This window comes from Streptomyces cyaneochromogenes (genome assembly GCF_003963535.1).
Taxonomy (GTDB): Bacteria; Actinomycetota; Actinomycetes; order Streptomycetales; family Streptomycetaceae; genus Streptomyces; species Streptomyces shaanxiensis.
The window spans coordinates 5,190,926-5,206,537 of the sequence record NZ_CP034539.1 but is presented as its reverse complement, the minus strand read 5'-3'; the positions used below and the strand labels follow the sequence as shown (position 1 = coordinate 5,206,537).

Sequence of the window (15,612 nt, the reverse complement as noted above, 5' to 3'; positions counted from 1 at the left end):
CCGCCTGTCTTCCCCTCCAACTTGGCCGCACTCAGGGGCATTCGACGTAATCGGGGTATTTCAGTTGATAACCGCCACCAAGGGCTTCCGTGTCCGCAGAGCCGCAGCCGTCGCCGTGACGACCGGCGCGATGCTCGCCACCGGAGCCCTCACCGCGGCACCCGCGCAGGCAGTGACGGCGCCCACCATCACCGCCAAGGGCGGGTTCCTGATGAACAGCGCCACCGGCACGACCCTGTTCACCAAGGCCGCCGACACGAAGAGGCTCACCGCCTCCACCACCAAGGTCATGACCGCGAAGGTCGTGCTCTCGCAGTCGAACCTGAACCTCGACACGAAGGTCACCATCCGCAAGGAAGTCAGCGACTACATCGTCTCCAAGGGCGCTTCGTCCGCCCGGCTGATCGTCGGCGACAAGGTCACCGTCCGTCAGCTGCTGTACGGGATGATGCTGCCGTCCGGCTGTGACGCCGCGATGGCCCTCGCCGACAAGTTCGGCACCGGCACGAGCGTGAGCGCGCGCGTGAAGTCGTTCATCGGCAAGATGAACACGACGGCCAAGAACCTTGGCATGACGAACACGCACTTCGATTCGTTCGACGGCATAAGCAACGGCTCCAACTACTCGACGCCGCGCGACCTGACGAAGCTCGCCCGCAGCGCGATGAAGAGCACCACCTTCAAGACCGTCGTGAAGACCAAGGCGTACACCGCCAAGACGATCACGAAGACCGGCGCCATCCGCACCATGGCGACGTGGAACAACACCAACACCCTGCTCGGCTGGAACGGCACGCTCGGCATCAAGACCGGCTCCGGCACCGAGGCCAAGTACTGCCTCATCTTCGCCGCCACGCTCAACGGCGAGTCGGTGATGGGCACCGTCCTCACGTCGTCCTCCGCGGACAACCGCACGGCGGACGTGAAGAAGCTGATCAACTACGGCTACGCCCGGATCAGCTAGCGTCCACGAGCAGCGAACAGGGGGGCGGCCACTCGCCAGTGGCCGCCCCCCTTCGTTTACCGGTGCCTCACGCCTTACCGGTGCCTCACGCCCAGGTGATCAGCCGCTTCGGCTGCTCCAGGATCGCCGCCACGTCGGCCAGCACCTTGGAGCCCAGCTCGCCGTCCACCAGGCGGTGGTCGAAGCTGAGCGCCAGCGTCGTGACCTGGCGCGGCTTCACCTTGCCCTTGTGGACCCACGGCTGGAGCTTGATCGCGCCGACCGCGAGGATCGCGGACTCGCCGGGGTTGAGGATCGGGGTCCCGGTGTCGACGCCGAAGACGCCGACATTGGTGATGGTGACCGTGCCGCCCTGCATAGCGGCCGGGGTGGTCTTGCCCTCCCGTGCCGTCGACACCAACTCACCGAGCGCCTCGGCCAGTTGCGGGAGCGTCTTGGCCTGGGCGTCCTTGATGTTCGGGACGATCAGGCCGCGCGGGGTCGCCGCGGCGATGCCCAGGTTGACGTAGTGCTTCTGCACGATCTCCTGGGCCGCCTCGTCCCAGGACGCGTTGACCTCCGGGTTGCGCTTGATCGCGACCAGCAGGGCCTTGGAGATCAGCAACAGGGGGTTCACGCGCAGGCCCGCGAACTCCTTGTCCTCCTTGAGCTCCTCGACCAGCTTCATCGTGCGCGTCACGTCCACCGTCACGAACTCCGTGACATGCGGGGCCGTGAACGCCGAGCCGACCATCGCCGCGGCGGTCGCCTTGCGGACGCCCTTGACCGGGATACGGGTCTCGCGCGCCGTGTCGAAGGTGACCAGCGGCGCCGGGGCGGCGGGAGCGGCGACCGGGGCTGCCTGCGGCACCGGCTCGGCGGCCGGGGCCGGCGGGGCCACCGCCGCGTGCACGTCCTCGCGCGTGATGATGCCGTCGGGGCCGGTGGGCGTCACCGTGGCCAGGTCGACGCCCAGGTCCTTGGCCAGCTTGCGCACCGGCGGCTTCGCCAGCGGGCGGGCCGACTGCGCCGCCGGGGCGGAACCATGCCCGTTCAGCTCGGACTGCAGTGCCTGCGCCGCCGCCACGGGCTCCTGGTGCGGGACCTCGGCCCCCTTGCGCGGGCGGCGCTTCGTCGAGGACGCGGCCACGCCGTAGCCGACCAGCACCGGCTGGCGGCCCGAGCCGGCCGCCTTGGGCTCCTCCTTCACGGCCTCCGTCGCGGCTTCCGTCGCGGCCTGCGGCTCCGCGGCCGGCGCCGGAGCGGCAGCCGCAGTCCCGCCTCCGAGATCCACCGCGATGATCGCCGTACCGACGTCCACCGTCGTGCCCTCGGGGAAGTGCAGCTCGCGGACCACCCCGTCGTACGGGATGGGCAGTTCCACGGCCGCCTTGGCCGTCTCGACCTCGCACACCACCTGGCCGTCGGTGACCGTGTCACCGGGCTGGACGTACCACTTGAGGATCTCGGCCTCGGTGAGTCCCTCGCCCACGTCGGGCATCTTGAACTCACGCACGGTCGCTTCAGTCATCGTCGTCACGACCCTCTCCTCAGTACGCCAGGGCACGGTCGACGGCGTCGAGCACCCGGTCCAGGCCCGGCAGGTACTCCTCCTCCAGGCGGGCCGGCGGATACGGGGCGTGGTATCCGCCCACCCGCAGCACCGGGGCCTCCAGGTGGTAGAAGCAGCGCTCCGTGATCCGGGCGGCGATCTCCGCGCCCGAGCCGAAGAACACCGGGGCCTCGTGGACCACCACCAGGCGGCGGGTCTTCTCCACCGACGCCTGGATCGAGTCGAAGTCCAGCGGGGACACCGAGCGCAGGTCCAGGACCTCCAGGTTCCTGCCCTCCTCGGCGGCCGCGGCGGCGACCTCCTGGCAGAGCTTCACCATCGGGCCGTACGCGGCCAGGGTGAGGTCCGTGCCCTCACGGACGACCTTCGCCTTGTGCAGCGGGCCGGGGATCGCCTCGGTGTTGACCTCGCCCTTGTCCCAGTAGCGGCGCTTGGGCTCGAAGAAGATCACCGGGTCGTCGCTCTGGATGGCCTGCTGCATCATCCAGTAGGCGTCCGACGCGTTGGACGGCGACACGATCTTCAGGCCCGCCACGTGCGCGAAGAGCGCCTCCGGCGACTCGGAGTGGTGCTCGACCGCGCCGATGCCGCCGCCGTAGGGGATCCGGACGACGACCGGCAGCTTGACCTTGCCCAGCGAGCGCGCGTGCATCTTCGCGAGCTGCGTGACGATCTGGTCGTACGCCGGGAAGACGAAGCCGTCGAACTGGATCTCCACCACCGGGCGGTAGCCGCGCAGGGCGAGGCCGATCGCCGTGCCCACGATGCCCGACTCGGCCAGCGGGGTGTCGATGACCCGGCTCTCGCCGAAGTCCTTCTGCAGTCCGTCCGTCACACGGAAGACGCCGCCGAGCTTGCCGACGTCCTCGCCCATGATGAGGACCTTGGGGTCGGAGTCCAGGGCGCGCCGCAGCGACTCGTTGATCGCCTTGGCCAAAGCCACGTTCTTGATTGTCTCCGCTGCCATGTCAGGCCCCCTCTACGTCCGCGAACGACGCCTGGTAGGCGGCGAACTGGGCGCGCTCCTCGTCGACGAGCGCATGCCCGTCCGCGTACGCGTTCTCGAAGATGGCGAAGTGGTCCGGGTCCGGCATGGCACGGACCGCCTCGCGCACTCGTTTGCCCAACGCCTCGCTCTCGGTCTCCAGTTCCGCGAAGAATCCCTCGTCCGCGTGGTTTGAAGCCTCGAGGTAGCGGCGAAGGCGCAGGATCGGGTCCTTCGCCTCCCAGGCCAGGCGCTCCTCGTCACCCCGGTAGCGGGTGGGGTCGTCGGAGGTGGTGTGGGCGCCCATGCGGTACGTGTACGCCTCGACCAGCGTCGGTCCCTCACCGGCACGGGCGCGCTCCAGCGCCCACTTCGTCACGGCCAGGCAGGCCAGGACGTCGTTGCCGTCCACGCGGACGCCGGGGAAGCCGAAGCCCTGTGCGCGCTGGTAGAGCGGCACGCGGGTCTGCTTCTCGGTCGGCTCGGAGATCGCCCACTGGTTGTTCTGGCAGAAGAACACCACGGGGGCGTTGTAGACCGCGGAGAAGGTGAACGATTCCGCGACGTCGCCCTGGCTGGAGGCGCCGTCACCGAAGTACGCGATCACCGCGCTGTCGGCGCCGTCCTTGGCGATGCCCATCGCGTAGCCGGTGGCGTGCAGCGTCTGGGAGCCGATGACGATCGTGTAGAGCTGGAAGTTGTTGCTGTTCGGGTCCCAGCCGCCGTTGTTCACGCCGCGGAACATGCCCAGCAGGTTGGTCGGGTCGACCCCGCGGCACCAGGCCACGCCGTGCTCGCGGTAGGTCGGGAAGACGTAGTCGTCCTCGCGGGTGGCCCGGCCGGAGCCGATCTGGGCGGCCTCCTGGCCGAGCAGCGACGCCCACAGGCCCAGCTCGCCCTGGCGCTGCAGGGAGGTGGCCTCGGCGTCGAAGCGGCGGGTGAGCACCATGTCGCGGTAGAGACCGCGGAGCTCTTCGGGGGTGATGCCGGCGACGTACTTGTCGTACTCGGCGTTCTTGACGCGCTTGCCCTCGGGCGTCAGCAGCTGGACGAGCTCGGGGTCCTTGCTCGCCGGTTTCCTTGCGGTCGTGCTCTTGCCGGCCGTGCTCTTGGTACCGGCGCTGCGTCGCGGTTTCCGCGCGGCAGTGCTCTCCACGGTCACGTGTGCTCCTCCGTCGGTCCGGCTACCCGGGTTCGCCGGGTGCCAGTGCGGCTCACCTGCGGCCCTCGGACGCACGGGGTGGGGTGCGGCTCGGTGGGGACAGGCGTGACAGGTGCCCCGGCGAGCGCCCTGCAACAGGCACGTTACCCAGTGCTCCACATTTCTGTGAAACCCCTCCTGACCTGCGATTTTGCTTGGATTTCCAAGTAAATCGCGAAAGTCGGGAACAAGTCCTGGTCACAGCCTTGCAGGGGGCCGGAACAACGGCACGTTATATCGGTGACCCAGGTCACGGGAAGAGTCGTCGAGGGCGAGGTCACTGAAGTCGTGTGACGCTGATCTCATACGCAGAGGCGGATAAGTCAGGGTATGCCCACAGAACGATCCGGCCACGCGCGCGTGCGGCCCGAAAAACGACACGCGAAAACGACACGCGAAACGACACGCCGAACGGCACGCCCAAACGGCACGCGCGCGTGGAGCCCGATTCCGGGCCGCACGCGCGCGTGGGATGTGTCTCTCGTCGAACCGTGCCCAGGGGCCGGTCAGGCACCGCCTCCGGCGCCGCCCGTCGGCAGCGTGGGCTCCTCGGTCGGCTCCTCCGTCGGCTCCTCGGTCGGCTCCTCCGTGGGCTCCTCGGTCGGCTCCTCGGTCGGCTCCGCGGTGGTCGGGTCCTCCGTCGGCTCGAACGTGGGGTCCTCGGTCGGCGAGTACGAGGGGTCCTCGGTCGGCTCGTAGGTCGGGTCGGTGCCCGTGCCGGTGCCGTCGTCCGTGACCGTGTCGGTCGGCTCCTCGGTCGGCTCGTCGCTCGGCGTCTCGCTGTCCTTGTTCTCGTCCGTCGTCTGCGAGGTCGTCGGCGTCGGCGTGGTGTCGCTGCCCCCGCCGCCACCGCCGCTGTTGTTCAGCGCCAGCGCGACACCCGCCGCGATGGCGATCACCGCGAGGACGGCGAGGATCCACAGCTTGCCGCGGCCGCCGCCCTTGTTGCCGTGCCCCTCGAAGCCGCCGTCGTCGCCGCCCCCGTACCTGTTGGGCAGGATCGGCTGCGGGATCTGCGTCGTACCGGAGCCGGAGTCGTGGGGGTGCCCCATGACGGTCGTGTTCGCGAAGCCCGCCGACGGGGTGTGCCGGCCCTCGTGCATCGCCACCGGGCCGGTGTTCCAGGTGCCGGTGTGGCCGCCCTGGTCGTACAGCATCTGCAGGCCGTACTGGACGAGACCGCGCATCTCCTCGGCCGTCTGGAACCGGTCGTCCGGCTCCTTGGCGAGCGAGCGCATGACCAGGCCGTCGAGCTCCGGCGGCGTGGCGTCGGAGACCTCGGACGGCGGGGTCGGGATGTCCTGGACGTGCTGGTAGACCACCGACAGCGGGGTCTCACCGGTGAACGGCGGGCGCAGCGCGAGGAGTTCGTAGAGGAGGCAGCCGGTCGCGTACAGGTCGGAGCGGTGGTCGACGGCCTTGCCGAGCGCCTGCTCGGGCGAGAGGTACTGCGGGGTGCCCATGACCATGCCGGTCTGCGTCATCGTCGACTGCGCGCCGTGCAGCGCGCGGGCGATGCCGAAGTCCATCACCTTCACGGCGCCGTTGTGCGTGATGATGACGTTGGCCGGCTTGATGTCGCGGTGCACGATGCCGTGCTGGTGCGAGTAGGCGAGCGCCTCCAGGACGCCGGAGACGATGATCAGGGCCTGCTCGGGGCCGGGTGCCTCGGCGTTGATCAGCAGGTCCCGGATCGTCCGCCCCTCGACGATCTCCATCACGATGTACGGCACGGCATGGCCGTTCACGAAGTCCTCGCCGGAGTCGTACACGGCGACGATCGCGTGGTGGTTGAGGCCGGCCACCGACTGGGCCTCGCGCGTGAAGCGGGCCTTGGAGACCGGGTCCTCGGCGAGATCGGAGCGCAGCAGCTTGACCGCCACGGTGCGGCCCAGACGTACGTCCTCGGCGGCGAACACCTCGGCCATGCCGCCCCGGCCGAGTCTGCGGGTCAGCCTGTAACGGCCGTCCCCGACAAGTCCGCCGTTACCCCACATCTCCGGCGCATCTGACATACCGCCGCCAGCCGCCTCGGGGTCGGACGGGCCCTGAGCGCGCTGCTGCTGTGCCATCAGTCCTCGCCGTCGTTTCTGCCCGCGGTGCGCGCGGTGTTGTTACGGTCTCCGTCGGCCACGCTACAGCCTCCGCGCAAGCCGTCGGTCCGAGACGGTCGCCCCAAACCGGAAGGAGACGGACCGGCCATCAAACCGGCACCCCGCCTCCTCGTGCAAATTCTGTGTACCGGCCGTACTGCCCCTGTAACGCTTGCGCGGCTCTTCTTTCGCGTACGGTCACGGAACGGGCACCTCGCTTGACCTGTCAGTGCCTTGGGGCAGACTTGGCCGGGAATAGCACATTGGATCACTCGGATCACCCGATCCACGCCAATCGCAGGCGCCCAAGAGGCTACGGGGGAAGCAGAACATGAGCCAGGACGGCGCACAGGGCGAGTACGCGGGGCGGGCGCTGGCCGGCGGCCGCTATCAACTGCGCGACCTGCTCGGCCAGGGCGGCATGGCCTCCGTGCACCTCGCGTACGACACCGTGCTCGACCGGCAGGTGGCGGTCAAGACGCTGCACACCGAGCTCGGCCGCGAGCAGGCGTTCCGCGAGCGCTTCCGCCGCGAGGCCCAGGCAGTGGCGAAGCTCACGCACACCAACATCGTCTCGGTCTTCGACACCGGCGAGGACACCGTCGACGGCATGACGACGCCGTACATCGTCATGGAGTACATCGAGGGCCGGCCGCTCAGCTCGGTGTTCGACGAGGACATACGGCAGTTCGGCGCGGTGCCCGCCGACAAGGCGCTGAAGATCATCGCGGATGTGCTCGCGGCGCTGGAGATCAGCCACGAGATGGGGCTGGTCCACCGGGACATCAAGCCGGGCAACGTGATGGTGAACAAGCGCGGCGTCGTCAAGGTGATGGACTTCGGCATCGCGCGCGCCATGCAGTCCGGTGTGACGTCGATGACACAGACCGGCATGGTGGTCGGCACCCCGCAGTACCTCTCGCCGGAGCAGGCGCTGGGCCGGGCCGTGGACGCCCGCTCCGACCTGTACTCGGTCGGCATCATGCTGTTCCAACTGGTCACCGGGCGGCTGCCGTTCGACGCGGACTCGCCGCTGGCGATCGCGTACGCGCATGTGCAGGAGGAGCCGGTGGCTCCGTCCTCGATCAACCGCGCCCTGCCGCCGGCCGTGGACGCGCTGGTCGCCCGCGCGCTGAAGAAGAACCCGAACGAACGCTTCCCGAGTGCCGAGTCCATGCGCGAGGAGAGCCTGCGCGTGGCCGCGTCCGTCCAGGCCACCCCGCCGAGCATCGTGCCGGGAGCGCAGACGCAGAGCGGTCAGGGCGTGGGCGCCGCGGTGTTCCCGCCGGTCGTCCAGACACCGCCGCCGGGTGGCCCCGTCCAAACACCCCCGCCGGGCGGCCCCGTCCAGACGCCGTACCAGCAGACCCCGGCGCCGAACCCGTACAGCACCCCGCCGCCGTCGATGCCTTCTCCGTCGTACGGCTATCCGCAGCAGCCCGGGCCCCGGACGCCCCCGCCGGCGGCGTACTCCCCGCAGCCGGGCCTGTCGACCCCGCCGCCCGGCGGACCGGTCCCGCCCCCTGGCGCCCCGATTCCGCCGCCGTACAACATCTCGCCCCAGCAGCGGCCCGCTCCGGGCGGTGGCCGGAACAACCGGTCGACGATCATCGTGTCGATCGTCGTGTCCGTCGTGGCAGTGGTCAGTCTGATCCTGGCGACGACGCTGAACGACGGCGGTTCGGACGACGACGATCCGTACAGCCTGCCGACGAGCGACTACACCTACAGCACCCCGACCGCGACCGCCTCGGGGTCGAGCACGGCGGGATCGCTGTCGGACTACCGGGAAGGCGACGCCACGAACACGGTCGAGACGACCGCGTGCACCGACCCGCTGAAGACGTACGACAGCAGTGGCAACGTGCGGGCGCCGAGCTTCCTGTTCAAGTCCTGGCCGTCGGTCAAGAAGTGCCTCGACGCCGCGGGTTGGGACTACAAGACGGTCGACGTGAACGAGAACCTGTTCGGCCACAACACCGTCATGGCGCAGACGCCCAAGTCCTACAAGGAGTTCGACCCGGACAACCCGCCGGTGTTCACGATCGAGGTCTCGACGGGGTATCCGCGGAGGTCATGACGTCCGTGAGGTGACGGTGACGTCGTGAGCCGGCGTCGTGAGTGAAAGGGCCCGGCAGCATCGGCTGCCGGGCCCTTCTCCTGTCTGGGGGGTGGTTGTTACAGGTACGGCCCGCCCGATCGGCCGCCCGGGCGCTGTTCGCCGTCCTCGTGGCCGCCGACGCCCGGCGGGAGAGCGCGACGCATCTGTTCCAACTGGGCGCGGGCCGCCATCTGCTGGGCGAAGAGCGTGGTCTGGATGCCGTGGAAGAGGCCCTCCAGCCAGCCGACCAACTGGGCCTGCGCGATGCGCAGTTCCGCGTCGCTCGGGGTCGCCTCGTCCGTGAACGGCAGAGAGAGCCGCTCCAGCTCCTCGACCAGCTCCGGGGCCAGGCCGTCCTCCAGTTCCTTCACCGAACTGGCGTGGATCTCCTTCAGCCGGACCCGGCTCGCCTCGTCCAGCGGAGCAACGCGCACCTCTTCGAGCAGCTGCTTGATCATGCTGCCGATGCGCATGACCTTCGCCGGCTGCTCGACCTGCTCCGTCACCGGGATCTCGCGGGAGTCCTCGTCTCCGTTGCCGCCGGTGAGCGCCATCCCGTCCTGGCCCACGACCAGGATCTGGGGGCTCTCGGACGGCCTTTCGTTCCTCGGCATCTCCATGCCGCCATTCTCTCGCACCCGTACAGCTCATCATCGTGGTGCCCCCGCTGGGGAGAGATCCACCGTTTACGTTGCGGGACTTTTCGTCACTCCTTGCGGCTGCGGGGGCTTTCGGGCTGTTGGTCTTGGGTCTGCCAGGTCTGGGGTCTGCTGGGTCGGGGGTACTGGCCTGGGCCGGGGTCTGCCTGGCCTGAAGGGCCTGAGGTGCCTGGGAGGCCTGGTGCATAGCAAGCCAAGAGGCCTGGGGGTATAGGCGGCCCAGGGGCCTAGCGGCCTAGGGGGCCTGGGTGAGCCGCAGGAGACGTGTCTCGCAGATGTCGAGCCAGCGGCTCTCGGCCTCGGTGTGGAAGACGAGCTGCTCCAGGACCAGCAGCCGGGCCATCTCGTCGGGGTGCTCGTGCGCCCGCGCCAGCGCCTCGGCCCGCTGCCGTACATAGCCGTGCAGGGCCTCGGCCACATGTCTGCGCTGGGCCCCCACGACTTCGCGTACGTCGACGCCGGCCGCCCCGACCGCCATCACCAGCTTGATCGCCAGCTCGTCGCGGGGCGGGCTGGCCCGCTCCACTGGTCGGATGAACCAGGCCCGCAGTTCGGCGCGGCCCGCCTCCGTCAGCGCGTACAGCACCCGCCCCGCCTCGTCCACGCCGTCCTGGGCGACCAGGCCGTCCCGCTCCAGCCGGCCGAGGGTCGTATAGACCTGGCCGATGTCCAGCGGCCAGGTTCCGCCCGTACGCGCCTGGAATTCGGTGCGCAGCCGCGAGCCGTAGCGGGCGCCGGGTTCCAGGAGCGCCAGCAGCCCGTGTCGTATCGACATACCCGGATTGTGCGCCGGATTCGGTCGGGTGGCGGAGTCCGGAATGCCGGGTGTGTTGGGTGCTGTGAGGCTTGTTCCCATGACTCCATGGCTGGCCGTGGTGAGAAATCGACGGGTACGGCCGCGAGCTGCCTCCGGCGGCCCGCGCGCCTTGCGTCGACGGATGTCGACGGCCGCGGGCGGGTTCGTCCCCGCGGCCGTGAGCGCGGTCGTGCCGGGCGGACAGGGCGGACAGGGCGGAGGGTTCCGGCGGCTTGCCCTTGGCTCGCTGAGGTGCGGGGTGGGCGGGATCGGGGTGGGGGTGGGAAGGGCGTCGGTGCTGCGGGCGGGGTGGGGGTGGTCTTTGATGCGGCGGTCTGTGGTGCGGCGGTCTGTGGTGCGGGGGCGGTTGGCGGTGCGGGATCAGGCGGTGGTCCGGGATCAGGCGGTGGTGGAGGATCGGTCGCCGATCTGGGATCGATCGGCGGTGCGGGATAGGTCCGTGGTCCGGAATCGGTCCGTGGTCCAGGATCAATCGGCGCTCCAGGCTCAGTCGACGGTGCAGGCCCAGCCGGCGCCCCGGGCTCTGGTCGCCATGCGTGCGGGGAGCGTGTTGGTCGCGCTGATGGTGGGGGCGGTCATGGGGCTGTGGGGCGCCGGGGTGTCGTACGGCCATGCCGGGCCGAGTGGTGCCGGTGCGGTCGGGGACTCCTCCGGCTCCACAGAGGCGTCCTGGGCTCTCTCCGCGGCCACGGGGTCGCCCACGGATGTCTTGCGGGACTCCTCCAGGGATTTGTCGGACCGTTCCTCCGGTGGGTCCTCGGGCCCTCCCTCCGCCCCCTCCTCCGGTCCTACGTCCGCCCGCTCCTCCGGTCCAGCGTCCGGCCCCTCCTCAGAGGATTCCTCGGATCGTTCCTCTGATGAGTCCCCCGGATCCGCAGCCGAATCCCGGCCCTCCGCCAGCCCTGCGGATGAGTCCGCGGCCGCCTCGGCCCCCTCGGCCACGCCGGGAAGGTCCACGGAATCCACGCAGCCCCGGGAGCCCAAGGAGCCAGGGGAATCCAGGGAGCCCCGGGAGTCCGGAGAGTCCAAGGCGTCCAGGGGACCCGGGGAGACCGGGGGATCCGAAGAGACGACGGGGTCCGGGGAGTCAAAGGCGTCCACAGGCCCCGGAGAGTCCAAGGGTTCCGGAGGCTCCAGGAATTCCGGCGAGTCGAGGGGGTCGTCCGCCTCGCCCGCTCACGGGCCCGTCAGCTCCCCTCCCGCGCCCTCCGACGGACCGTCCCGGGCCGGGAGCCGGGCGGGTGAGGGGCGGCAGCGGCCCGGGCGGGAGAAGGGGCCGCTGGAGGACGAGGAGGCGGCGCGGGAGAAGCCGGACGGCGGCGTCGGTGACGAAGGCGACGACGAGGACGCCGACGGCGTGACGTCGCCGGAGGCGGAGGGCGAGGACGACGGCGGGAGTGCGCGCGAGAGCGCGGGTGCCGCCGATGACCCCGCCCGGGACGCCTCCGCGGAGCCCTCCGCCCCGCCGACAGACGCCGTACGGCAGCCTGTGGCGCATGCCGAGGGCCCCTCCGAGCCCGTGATGCAGATTTTGCCCCTCGGCAGCGGGCTGGTGCTCATCGGGCTCGGTCTGGGCCTCGCCTTCGTAGGCCTCCGGCTACGACGCGGCTAACAGGGTCGGGTGCCTTCCGAGGCAGGCCGGCCGGCCGCGGGAAACGGTGCTCGGGCCGCCCCGGGCGGCGGCGCTCCTGCCGGTGCGCAGAGGCCGGCCCATGCCCGGCGACGCCCCCCTCCGCCACCGGCGCCCAACGGATGCTCGTAACCGACCCCGTCGCCCCGCCCGGGTCGGCCCTACACACAGCCGCCTTCACCACCCCTGGCCCCGGAAGCCGCTCACCCCAGCCGACCGATACTCACCCCGCCACCAGCACCCACCGGATGCTCTTAGGCCGGCCCGGACGAGGATCCCGTCGCCCCGCCCCGCGACGCCCCTGCACACGTGGGCAGCCTTCACTACCGCCAGCCCGAAGACCCTCGCCCCAGCCCACCCACACTCACCCCCACCACCAACCCCCAACAGATGCTCGCAGCCGCCCCAGGCGGGAGGCGTCCCCTCGCCCCCGCCCAGAGATGCACCCGCTCCCGCCCCGTCAGTCCCCCCCGCCTCCGCCTCCGCACCGAGCAGAGCCCGAACCGCCCGAGCAGCCGCTCACACCCCCTACGGCGCCACAAGCAGCACCTTCCCCACATGCCCGCTCTCCTCCAGCACCCGGTGCGCCTCCGCCGCGTCGCTCATCGGGATCTCGCGGTCGACGACCGGACGTACGTGGCCGCCGTCCAACAGCGGCCACACGTGCTCGCGTACGGCTGCCACGATCGCCGCCTTCTCGGAGACCGGGCGGGCACGCAGCGAAGTCGCGCTGATGGCGCCGCGCTTGGCCAGGAGCGCGCCGATGTTGAGCTCGCCCTTGATGCCGCCCTGCATGCCGATGATGGCGAGGCGGCCGTTGACGGCGAGGGTCTGGACGTTGCGGTCGAGGTACTTGGCGCCCATGTTGTCGAGGATGACGTCGGCGCCCGCCCCGTCGGTGGCCTTCTTGACCTCGGCGACGAAGTCCTGTTCCCGGTAGTTGATCAGGATGTCGGCGCCCAGCTCGGCACACCGGTCGAGCTTCTCCTTGCTGCCCGCCGTGACCGCCACCTTGGCGCCGACGGCCTTGGCGAGCTGGATGGCCATGGTGCCGATGCCGCTGGAGCCGCCGTGCACGAGCAGGGTCTCGCCGGGGCGGAGGTGGGAGACCATGAAGACGTTGGACCAGACCGTGCAGACCACCTCGGGCAGGGCCGCGGCCCGCGTGAGGCTCACGCCCTTGGGCACGGGCAGCAGTTGGCCGGCCGGTACGGCGACCTTCTCGGCGTAGCCGCCGCCCGAGAGCAGCGCGCACACCTCGTCGCCGACGGCCCAGCCGGAGACGCCGGGGCCGAGCTCGGCGATGCGGCCGGAGCACTCCAGGCCGGGGTAGGGGGAGGCGCCGGGCGGCGGGTTGTAGAAGCCCTGGCGTTGCAGGATGTCGGCGCGGTTGACGGCCCCGGCCACCACCTCGACCAGCACCTCGCCCTCACCGGGCACGGGATCGGGGACCTCGTCCCACACCAGCGCCTCGGGCCCACCAGGTTCGGGAATCGTGATCGCATGCATGGCACGGACGCTACTCCTCGGCCTCCGCTCCCCGACCCGCGTACCCCCACGGCGAACGCGAACCCGGCCGGCCTCGGTCCCCGGCCCCACACCCCTCGGACCTTCGACGGGTCCTTCGAAAATCCCTGTGCGCCACCGATGAGTTTGCGCGACCGTAAAAGTCTCCCCATGCGTAGCCCAAGAAGGCGGAAGGACCTCTCGGAAGGAACCCGAAGCATGAGCACGCAGACGACGTCCGGTCTCGCGATCGAGACCGCCGGCCTGGTGAAGACGTTCGGTGAGACACGGGCCGTCGACGGCGTGGACCTCGCGGTTCCGGCCGGCACGGTCTACGGCGTCCTCGGCCCGAACGGCGCCGGCAAGACGACCACGGTGAAGATGCTCGCCACGCTCCTACGACCCGACGGCGGCGAGGCCCATGTCTTCGGCCACGACGTCGTGCGGGAAGCCGACGAGGTGCGCGGGCGCGTGAGTCTCACCGGCCAGTACGCCTCCGTGGACGAGGACCTCACCGGCACCGAGAACCTGGTCCTGCTGGGCCGGCTCCTCGGGCACGGCAAGCAGGCCGCGCGGCAGCGTTCCGGGCAGCTCCTGGAGGCCTTCGGGCTGACCGAGGCCGCCGGGAAGCAGGTCAAGAACTACTCCGGCGGCATGCGGCGCCGCATCGACATCGCCGCGTCCATCCTCAACACCCCCGACCTGCTCTTCCTCGACGAGCCGACCACCGGCCTCGACCCGCGCAGCCGCAACCAGGTGTGGGACATCATCCGCGCGGTCGTCGCCCAGGGCACCACCGTCCTGCTGACCACCCAGTACCTCGACGAGGCCGATCAGTTGGCGTCCCGTATCGCCGTCATCGACCAGGGCAAGGTCATCGCCGAGGGGACCAAGGGCGAGCTGAAGGCGTCCGTCGGCGCCGGTTCCGTCCATCTGCGGCTGCGGGACGCGGCGCAGCGGGACCTCGCGGCGGACCTGCTGGTCCGCGCCCTCGACGCGCATGTGCAGCCGGAGCCCGACCCGGTGGCCCTCACCGCCCGGCTGAGCGGGGCGGCGAGCGAGGACACCGCGGCGGAGCAGGCCGCCCGCGCGTTGAACGAACTCGCCCGCGCCGGCATCACCGTCGACAACTTCTCGCTGGGCCAGCCCAGCCTGGACGAGGTGTTCCTCGCCCTCACCGGACACGACACCCACAAGACCGAAGCCGACAGGAACGACAAGGACGACAAGGACGAGGTGGCGGCATGAGCACCGTGACGCAGACCGAGAGCAGGGAACTCGCCCCCGTCAGCGCCGAGTCGCTCGCCGCGCTGCTCGTCGCCGGGGAGCGCCCGCCGCGGCCCAGCGCCTGGTCGGCCTCCATGACCTTCGGCTGGCGGGCGATCCTGAAGATCAAGCACGTGCCGGAGCAGCTCTTCGACGTCACGGCGTTCCCGATCATGATGGTGCTGATGTACACGTACCTGTTCGGGGGCGCCCTGGCCGGGTCCCCGAAGGAGTACATCCAGTTCCTGCTGCCGGGCATCCTCGTGATGTCGGTCGTGATGATCACGATGTACACCGGTGTCTCGGTGAACACCGACATCGAGAAGGGTGTCTTCGACCGCTTCCGTTCGCTGCCGATCTGGCGGCCGTCGACCATGGTCGGCTATCTGCTCGGCGACGCCCTGCGCTACACGATCGCGTCGATCGTGATGCTCACCGTCGGCATCATCCTGGGCTACCGCCCGGACGGCGGGGTCGGCGGAGTGCTCGCCGGGATCGCGCTGCTGGTCGTCTTTTCCTTCGCGTTCTCGTGGATCTGGACGATGTTCGGGCTGATGCTGCGCTCCGAGAAGTCGGTGATGGGCGTCAGCATGATGGTGATCTTCCCGCTCACCTTCCTGTCCAACGTCTTCGTGGACCCGAGCACCATGCCGGGCTGGCTCCAGGCCTTCGTCAACAACAGCCCGATCACCCATCTGTCCTCGGCCGTGCGCGGGTTGATGGCGGGCGACTGGCCGGCGGACGAGGTCGCCTGGTCGCTGGGCTGGGCGGGACTGTTCGTGCTGGTCTTCGGGCCGATCACGATGCGGCTGTACAACCGCAAATAGCCGGGGCCGAC

13 protein-coding genes are annotated in these 15,612 nt (G+C 70.3%); 5 read left to right on the top strand and 8 right to left on the bottom strand.

What is annotated here, in order from left to right; all coding sequences use genetic code 11:
• Positions 1–64: 64 nt before the first annotated feature.
• Positions 65–964 (top strand): D-alanyl-D-alanine carboxypeptidase family protein, encoded by a 900-nt coding sequence (locus EJ357_RS23630; protein WP_228473141.1) that lies wholly within the window; start codon positions 65–67, stop codon positions 962–964.
• Positions 965–1,049: 85 nt separating this feature from the next.
• Here EJ357_RS23630 and EJ357_RS23625 read toward each other — a convergent pair whose 3' ends face one another.
• The 4 genes from EJ357_RS23625 to EJ357_RS23610 form a co-directional block, all read right to left on the bottom strand.
• A complete protein-coding gene (locus EJ357_RS23625; RefSeq protein ID WP_126393558.1) occupies positions 1,050–2,483 on the bottom strand; it encodes a dihydrolipoamide acetyltransferase family protein in 1,434 nt (477 codons plus the stop codon).
• Positions 2,484–2,493: 10 nt separating this feature from the next.
• On the bottom strand, positions 2,494–3,483 hold the full coding sequence (locus EJ357_RS23620; RefSeq protein ID WP_126393557.1) for an alpha-ketoacid dehydrogenase subunit beta: 990 nt from the start codon (positions 3,481–3,483) through the stop codon (positions 2,494–2,496).
• A gap of 1 nt (position 3,484) precedes the next feature.
• Positions 3,485–4,663 (bottom strand): pyruvate dehydrogenase (acetyl-transferring) E1 component subunit alpha, encoded by a 1,179-nt coding sequence (gene pdhA / locus EJ357_RS23615; protein WP_126393556.1) that lies wholly within the window; start codon positions 4,661–4,663, stop codon positions 3,485–3,487.
• Between the two features lie 545 nt (positions 4,664–5,208).
• Positions 5,209–6,774 (bottom strand): protein kinase domain-containing protein, encoded by a 1,566-nt coding sequence (locus EJ357_RS23610; protein ID WP_126393555.1) that lies wholly within the window; start codon positions 6,772–6,774, stop codon positions 5,209–5,211.
• A gap of 352 nt (positions 6,775–7,126) precedes the next feature.
• On the opposite strand from EJ357_RS23610, the gene EJ357_RS23605 reads away from it, so the two are divergent.
• The gene (locus EJ357_RS23605) at positions 7,127–8,875 is read left to right on the top strand and encodes a protein kinase domain-containing protein (RefSeq protein WP_126393554.1); all 1,749 of its coding nucleotides are present in this window, start codon (positions 7,127–7,129) and stop codon (positions 8,873–8,875) included.
• A gap of 98 nt (positions 8,876–8,973) precedes the next feature.
• Here EJ357_RS23605 and EJ357_RS23600 read toward each other — a convergent pair whose 3' ends face one another.
• The 3 genes from EJ357_RS23600 to EJ357_RS23590 all read right to left on the bottom strand — a co-directional run bounded on the left by EJ357_RS23600 (position 8,974) and on the right by EJ357_RS23590 (position 11,062).
• On the bottom strand, positions 8,974–9,516 hold the full coding sequence (locus EJ357_RS23600; RefSeq protein ID WP_126393553.1) for a bacterial proteasome activator family protein: 543 nt from the start codon (positions 9,514–9,516) through the stop codon (positions 8,974–8,976).
• A 274-nt stretch (positions 9,517–9,790) separates the two neighbouring features.
• Positions 9,791–10,330, bottom strand: coding sequence for a PadR family transcriptional regulator (locus EJ357_RS23595; protein WP_126393552.1), 540 nt, complete (start codon positions 10,328–10,330; stop codon positions 9,791–9,793).
• Positions 10,331–10,858: 528 nt separating this feature from the next.
• The gene (locus EJ357_RS23590; RefSeq protein WP_126393551.1) at positions 10,859–11,062 is read right to left on the bottom strand and encodes a hypothetical protein; all 204 of its coding nucleotides are present in this window, start codon (positions 11,060–11,062) and stop codon (positions 10,859–10,861) included.
• A 667-nt stretch (positions 11,063–11,729) separates the two neighbouring features.
• On the opposite strand from EJ357_RS23590, the gene EJ357_RS23585 reads away from it, so the two are divergent.
• The gene (locus EJ357_RS23585; RefSeq protein WP_126393550.1) at positions 11,730–11,984 is read left to right on the top strand and encodes a hypothetical protein; all 255 of its coding nucleotides are present in this window, start codon (positions 11,730–11,732) and stop codon (positions 11,982–11,984) included.
• Between the two features lie 546 nt (positions 11,985–12,530).
• Here EJ357_RS23585 and EJ357_RS23580 read toward each other — a convergent pair.
• Positions 12,531–13,511 (bottom strand): NAD(P)H-quinone oxidoreductase, encoded by a 981-nt coding sequence (locus EJ357_RS23580; protein ID WP_126393549.1) that lies wholly within the window; start codon positions 13,509–13,511, stop codon positions 12,531–12,533.
• 216 nt (positions 13,512–13,727) lie between these two features.
• Between EJ357_RS23580 and EJ357_RS23575 the strand changes: the two genes are divergently transcribed.
• Positions 13,728–14,756 (top strand): ATP-binding cassette domain-containing protein, encoded by a 1,029-nt coding sequence (locus EJ357_RS23575; protein WP_126393548.1) that lies wholly within the window; start codon positions 13,728–13,730, stop codon positions 14,754–14,756.
• A complete protein-coding gene (locus EJ357_RS23570; protein WP_126393547.1) occupies positions 14,753–15,601 on the top strand; it encodes an ABC transporter permease in 849 nt (282 codons plus the stop codon). The genes EJ357_RS23575 and EJ357_RS23570 overlap by 4 nt, the downstream gene beginning before the upstream one ends.
• The last annotated feature ends 11 nt before the right edge of the window (positions 15,602–15,612 follow it).

Coding starts and splice junctions, on each gene's coding strand:
- EJ357_RS23595 (WP_126393552.1), bottom strand. CDS start 10,330: ATGTCGATACGACACGGGCTGCTGGCGCTCCTGGAACCCGGCGCCCGC.
- EJ357_RS23570 (WP_126393547.1), top strand. CDS start 14,753: ATGAGCACCGTGACGCAGACCGAGAGCAGGGAACTCGCCCCCGTCAGC.
- EJ357_RS23575 (WP_126393548.1), top strand. CDS start 13,728: ATGAGCACGCAGACGACGTCCGGTCTCGCGATCGAGACCGCCGGCCTG.
- EJ357_RS23605 (WP_126393554.1), top strand. CDS start 7,127: ATGAGCCAGGACGGCGCACAGGGCGAGTACGCGGGGCGGGCGCTGGCC.
- EJ357_RS23610 (WP_126393555.1), bottom strand. CDS start 6,774: ATGGCACAGCAGCAGCGCGCTCAGGGCCCGTCCGACCCCGAGGCGGCT.
- EJ357_RS23620 (WP_126393557.1), bottom strand. CDS start 3,483: ATGGCAGCGGAGACAATCAAGAACGTGGCTTTGGCCAAGGCGATCAAC.
- EJ357_RS23580 (WP_126393549.1), bottom strand. CDS start 13,511: ATGCATGCGATCACGATTCCCGAACCTGGTGGGCCCGAGGCGCTGGTG.
- EJ357_RS23600 (WP_126393553.1), bottom strand. CDS start 9,516: ATGGAGATGCCGAGGAACGAAAGGCCGTCCGAGAGCCCCCAGATCCTG.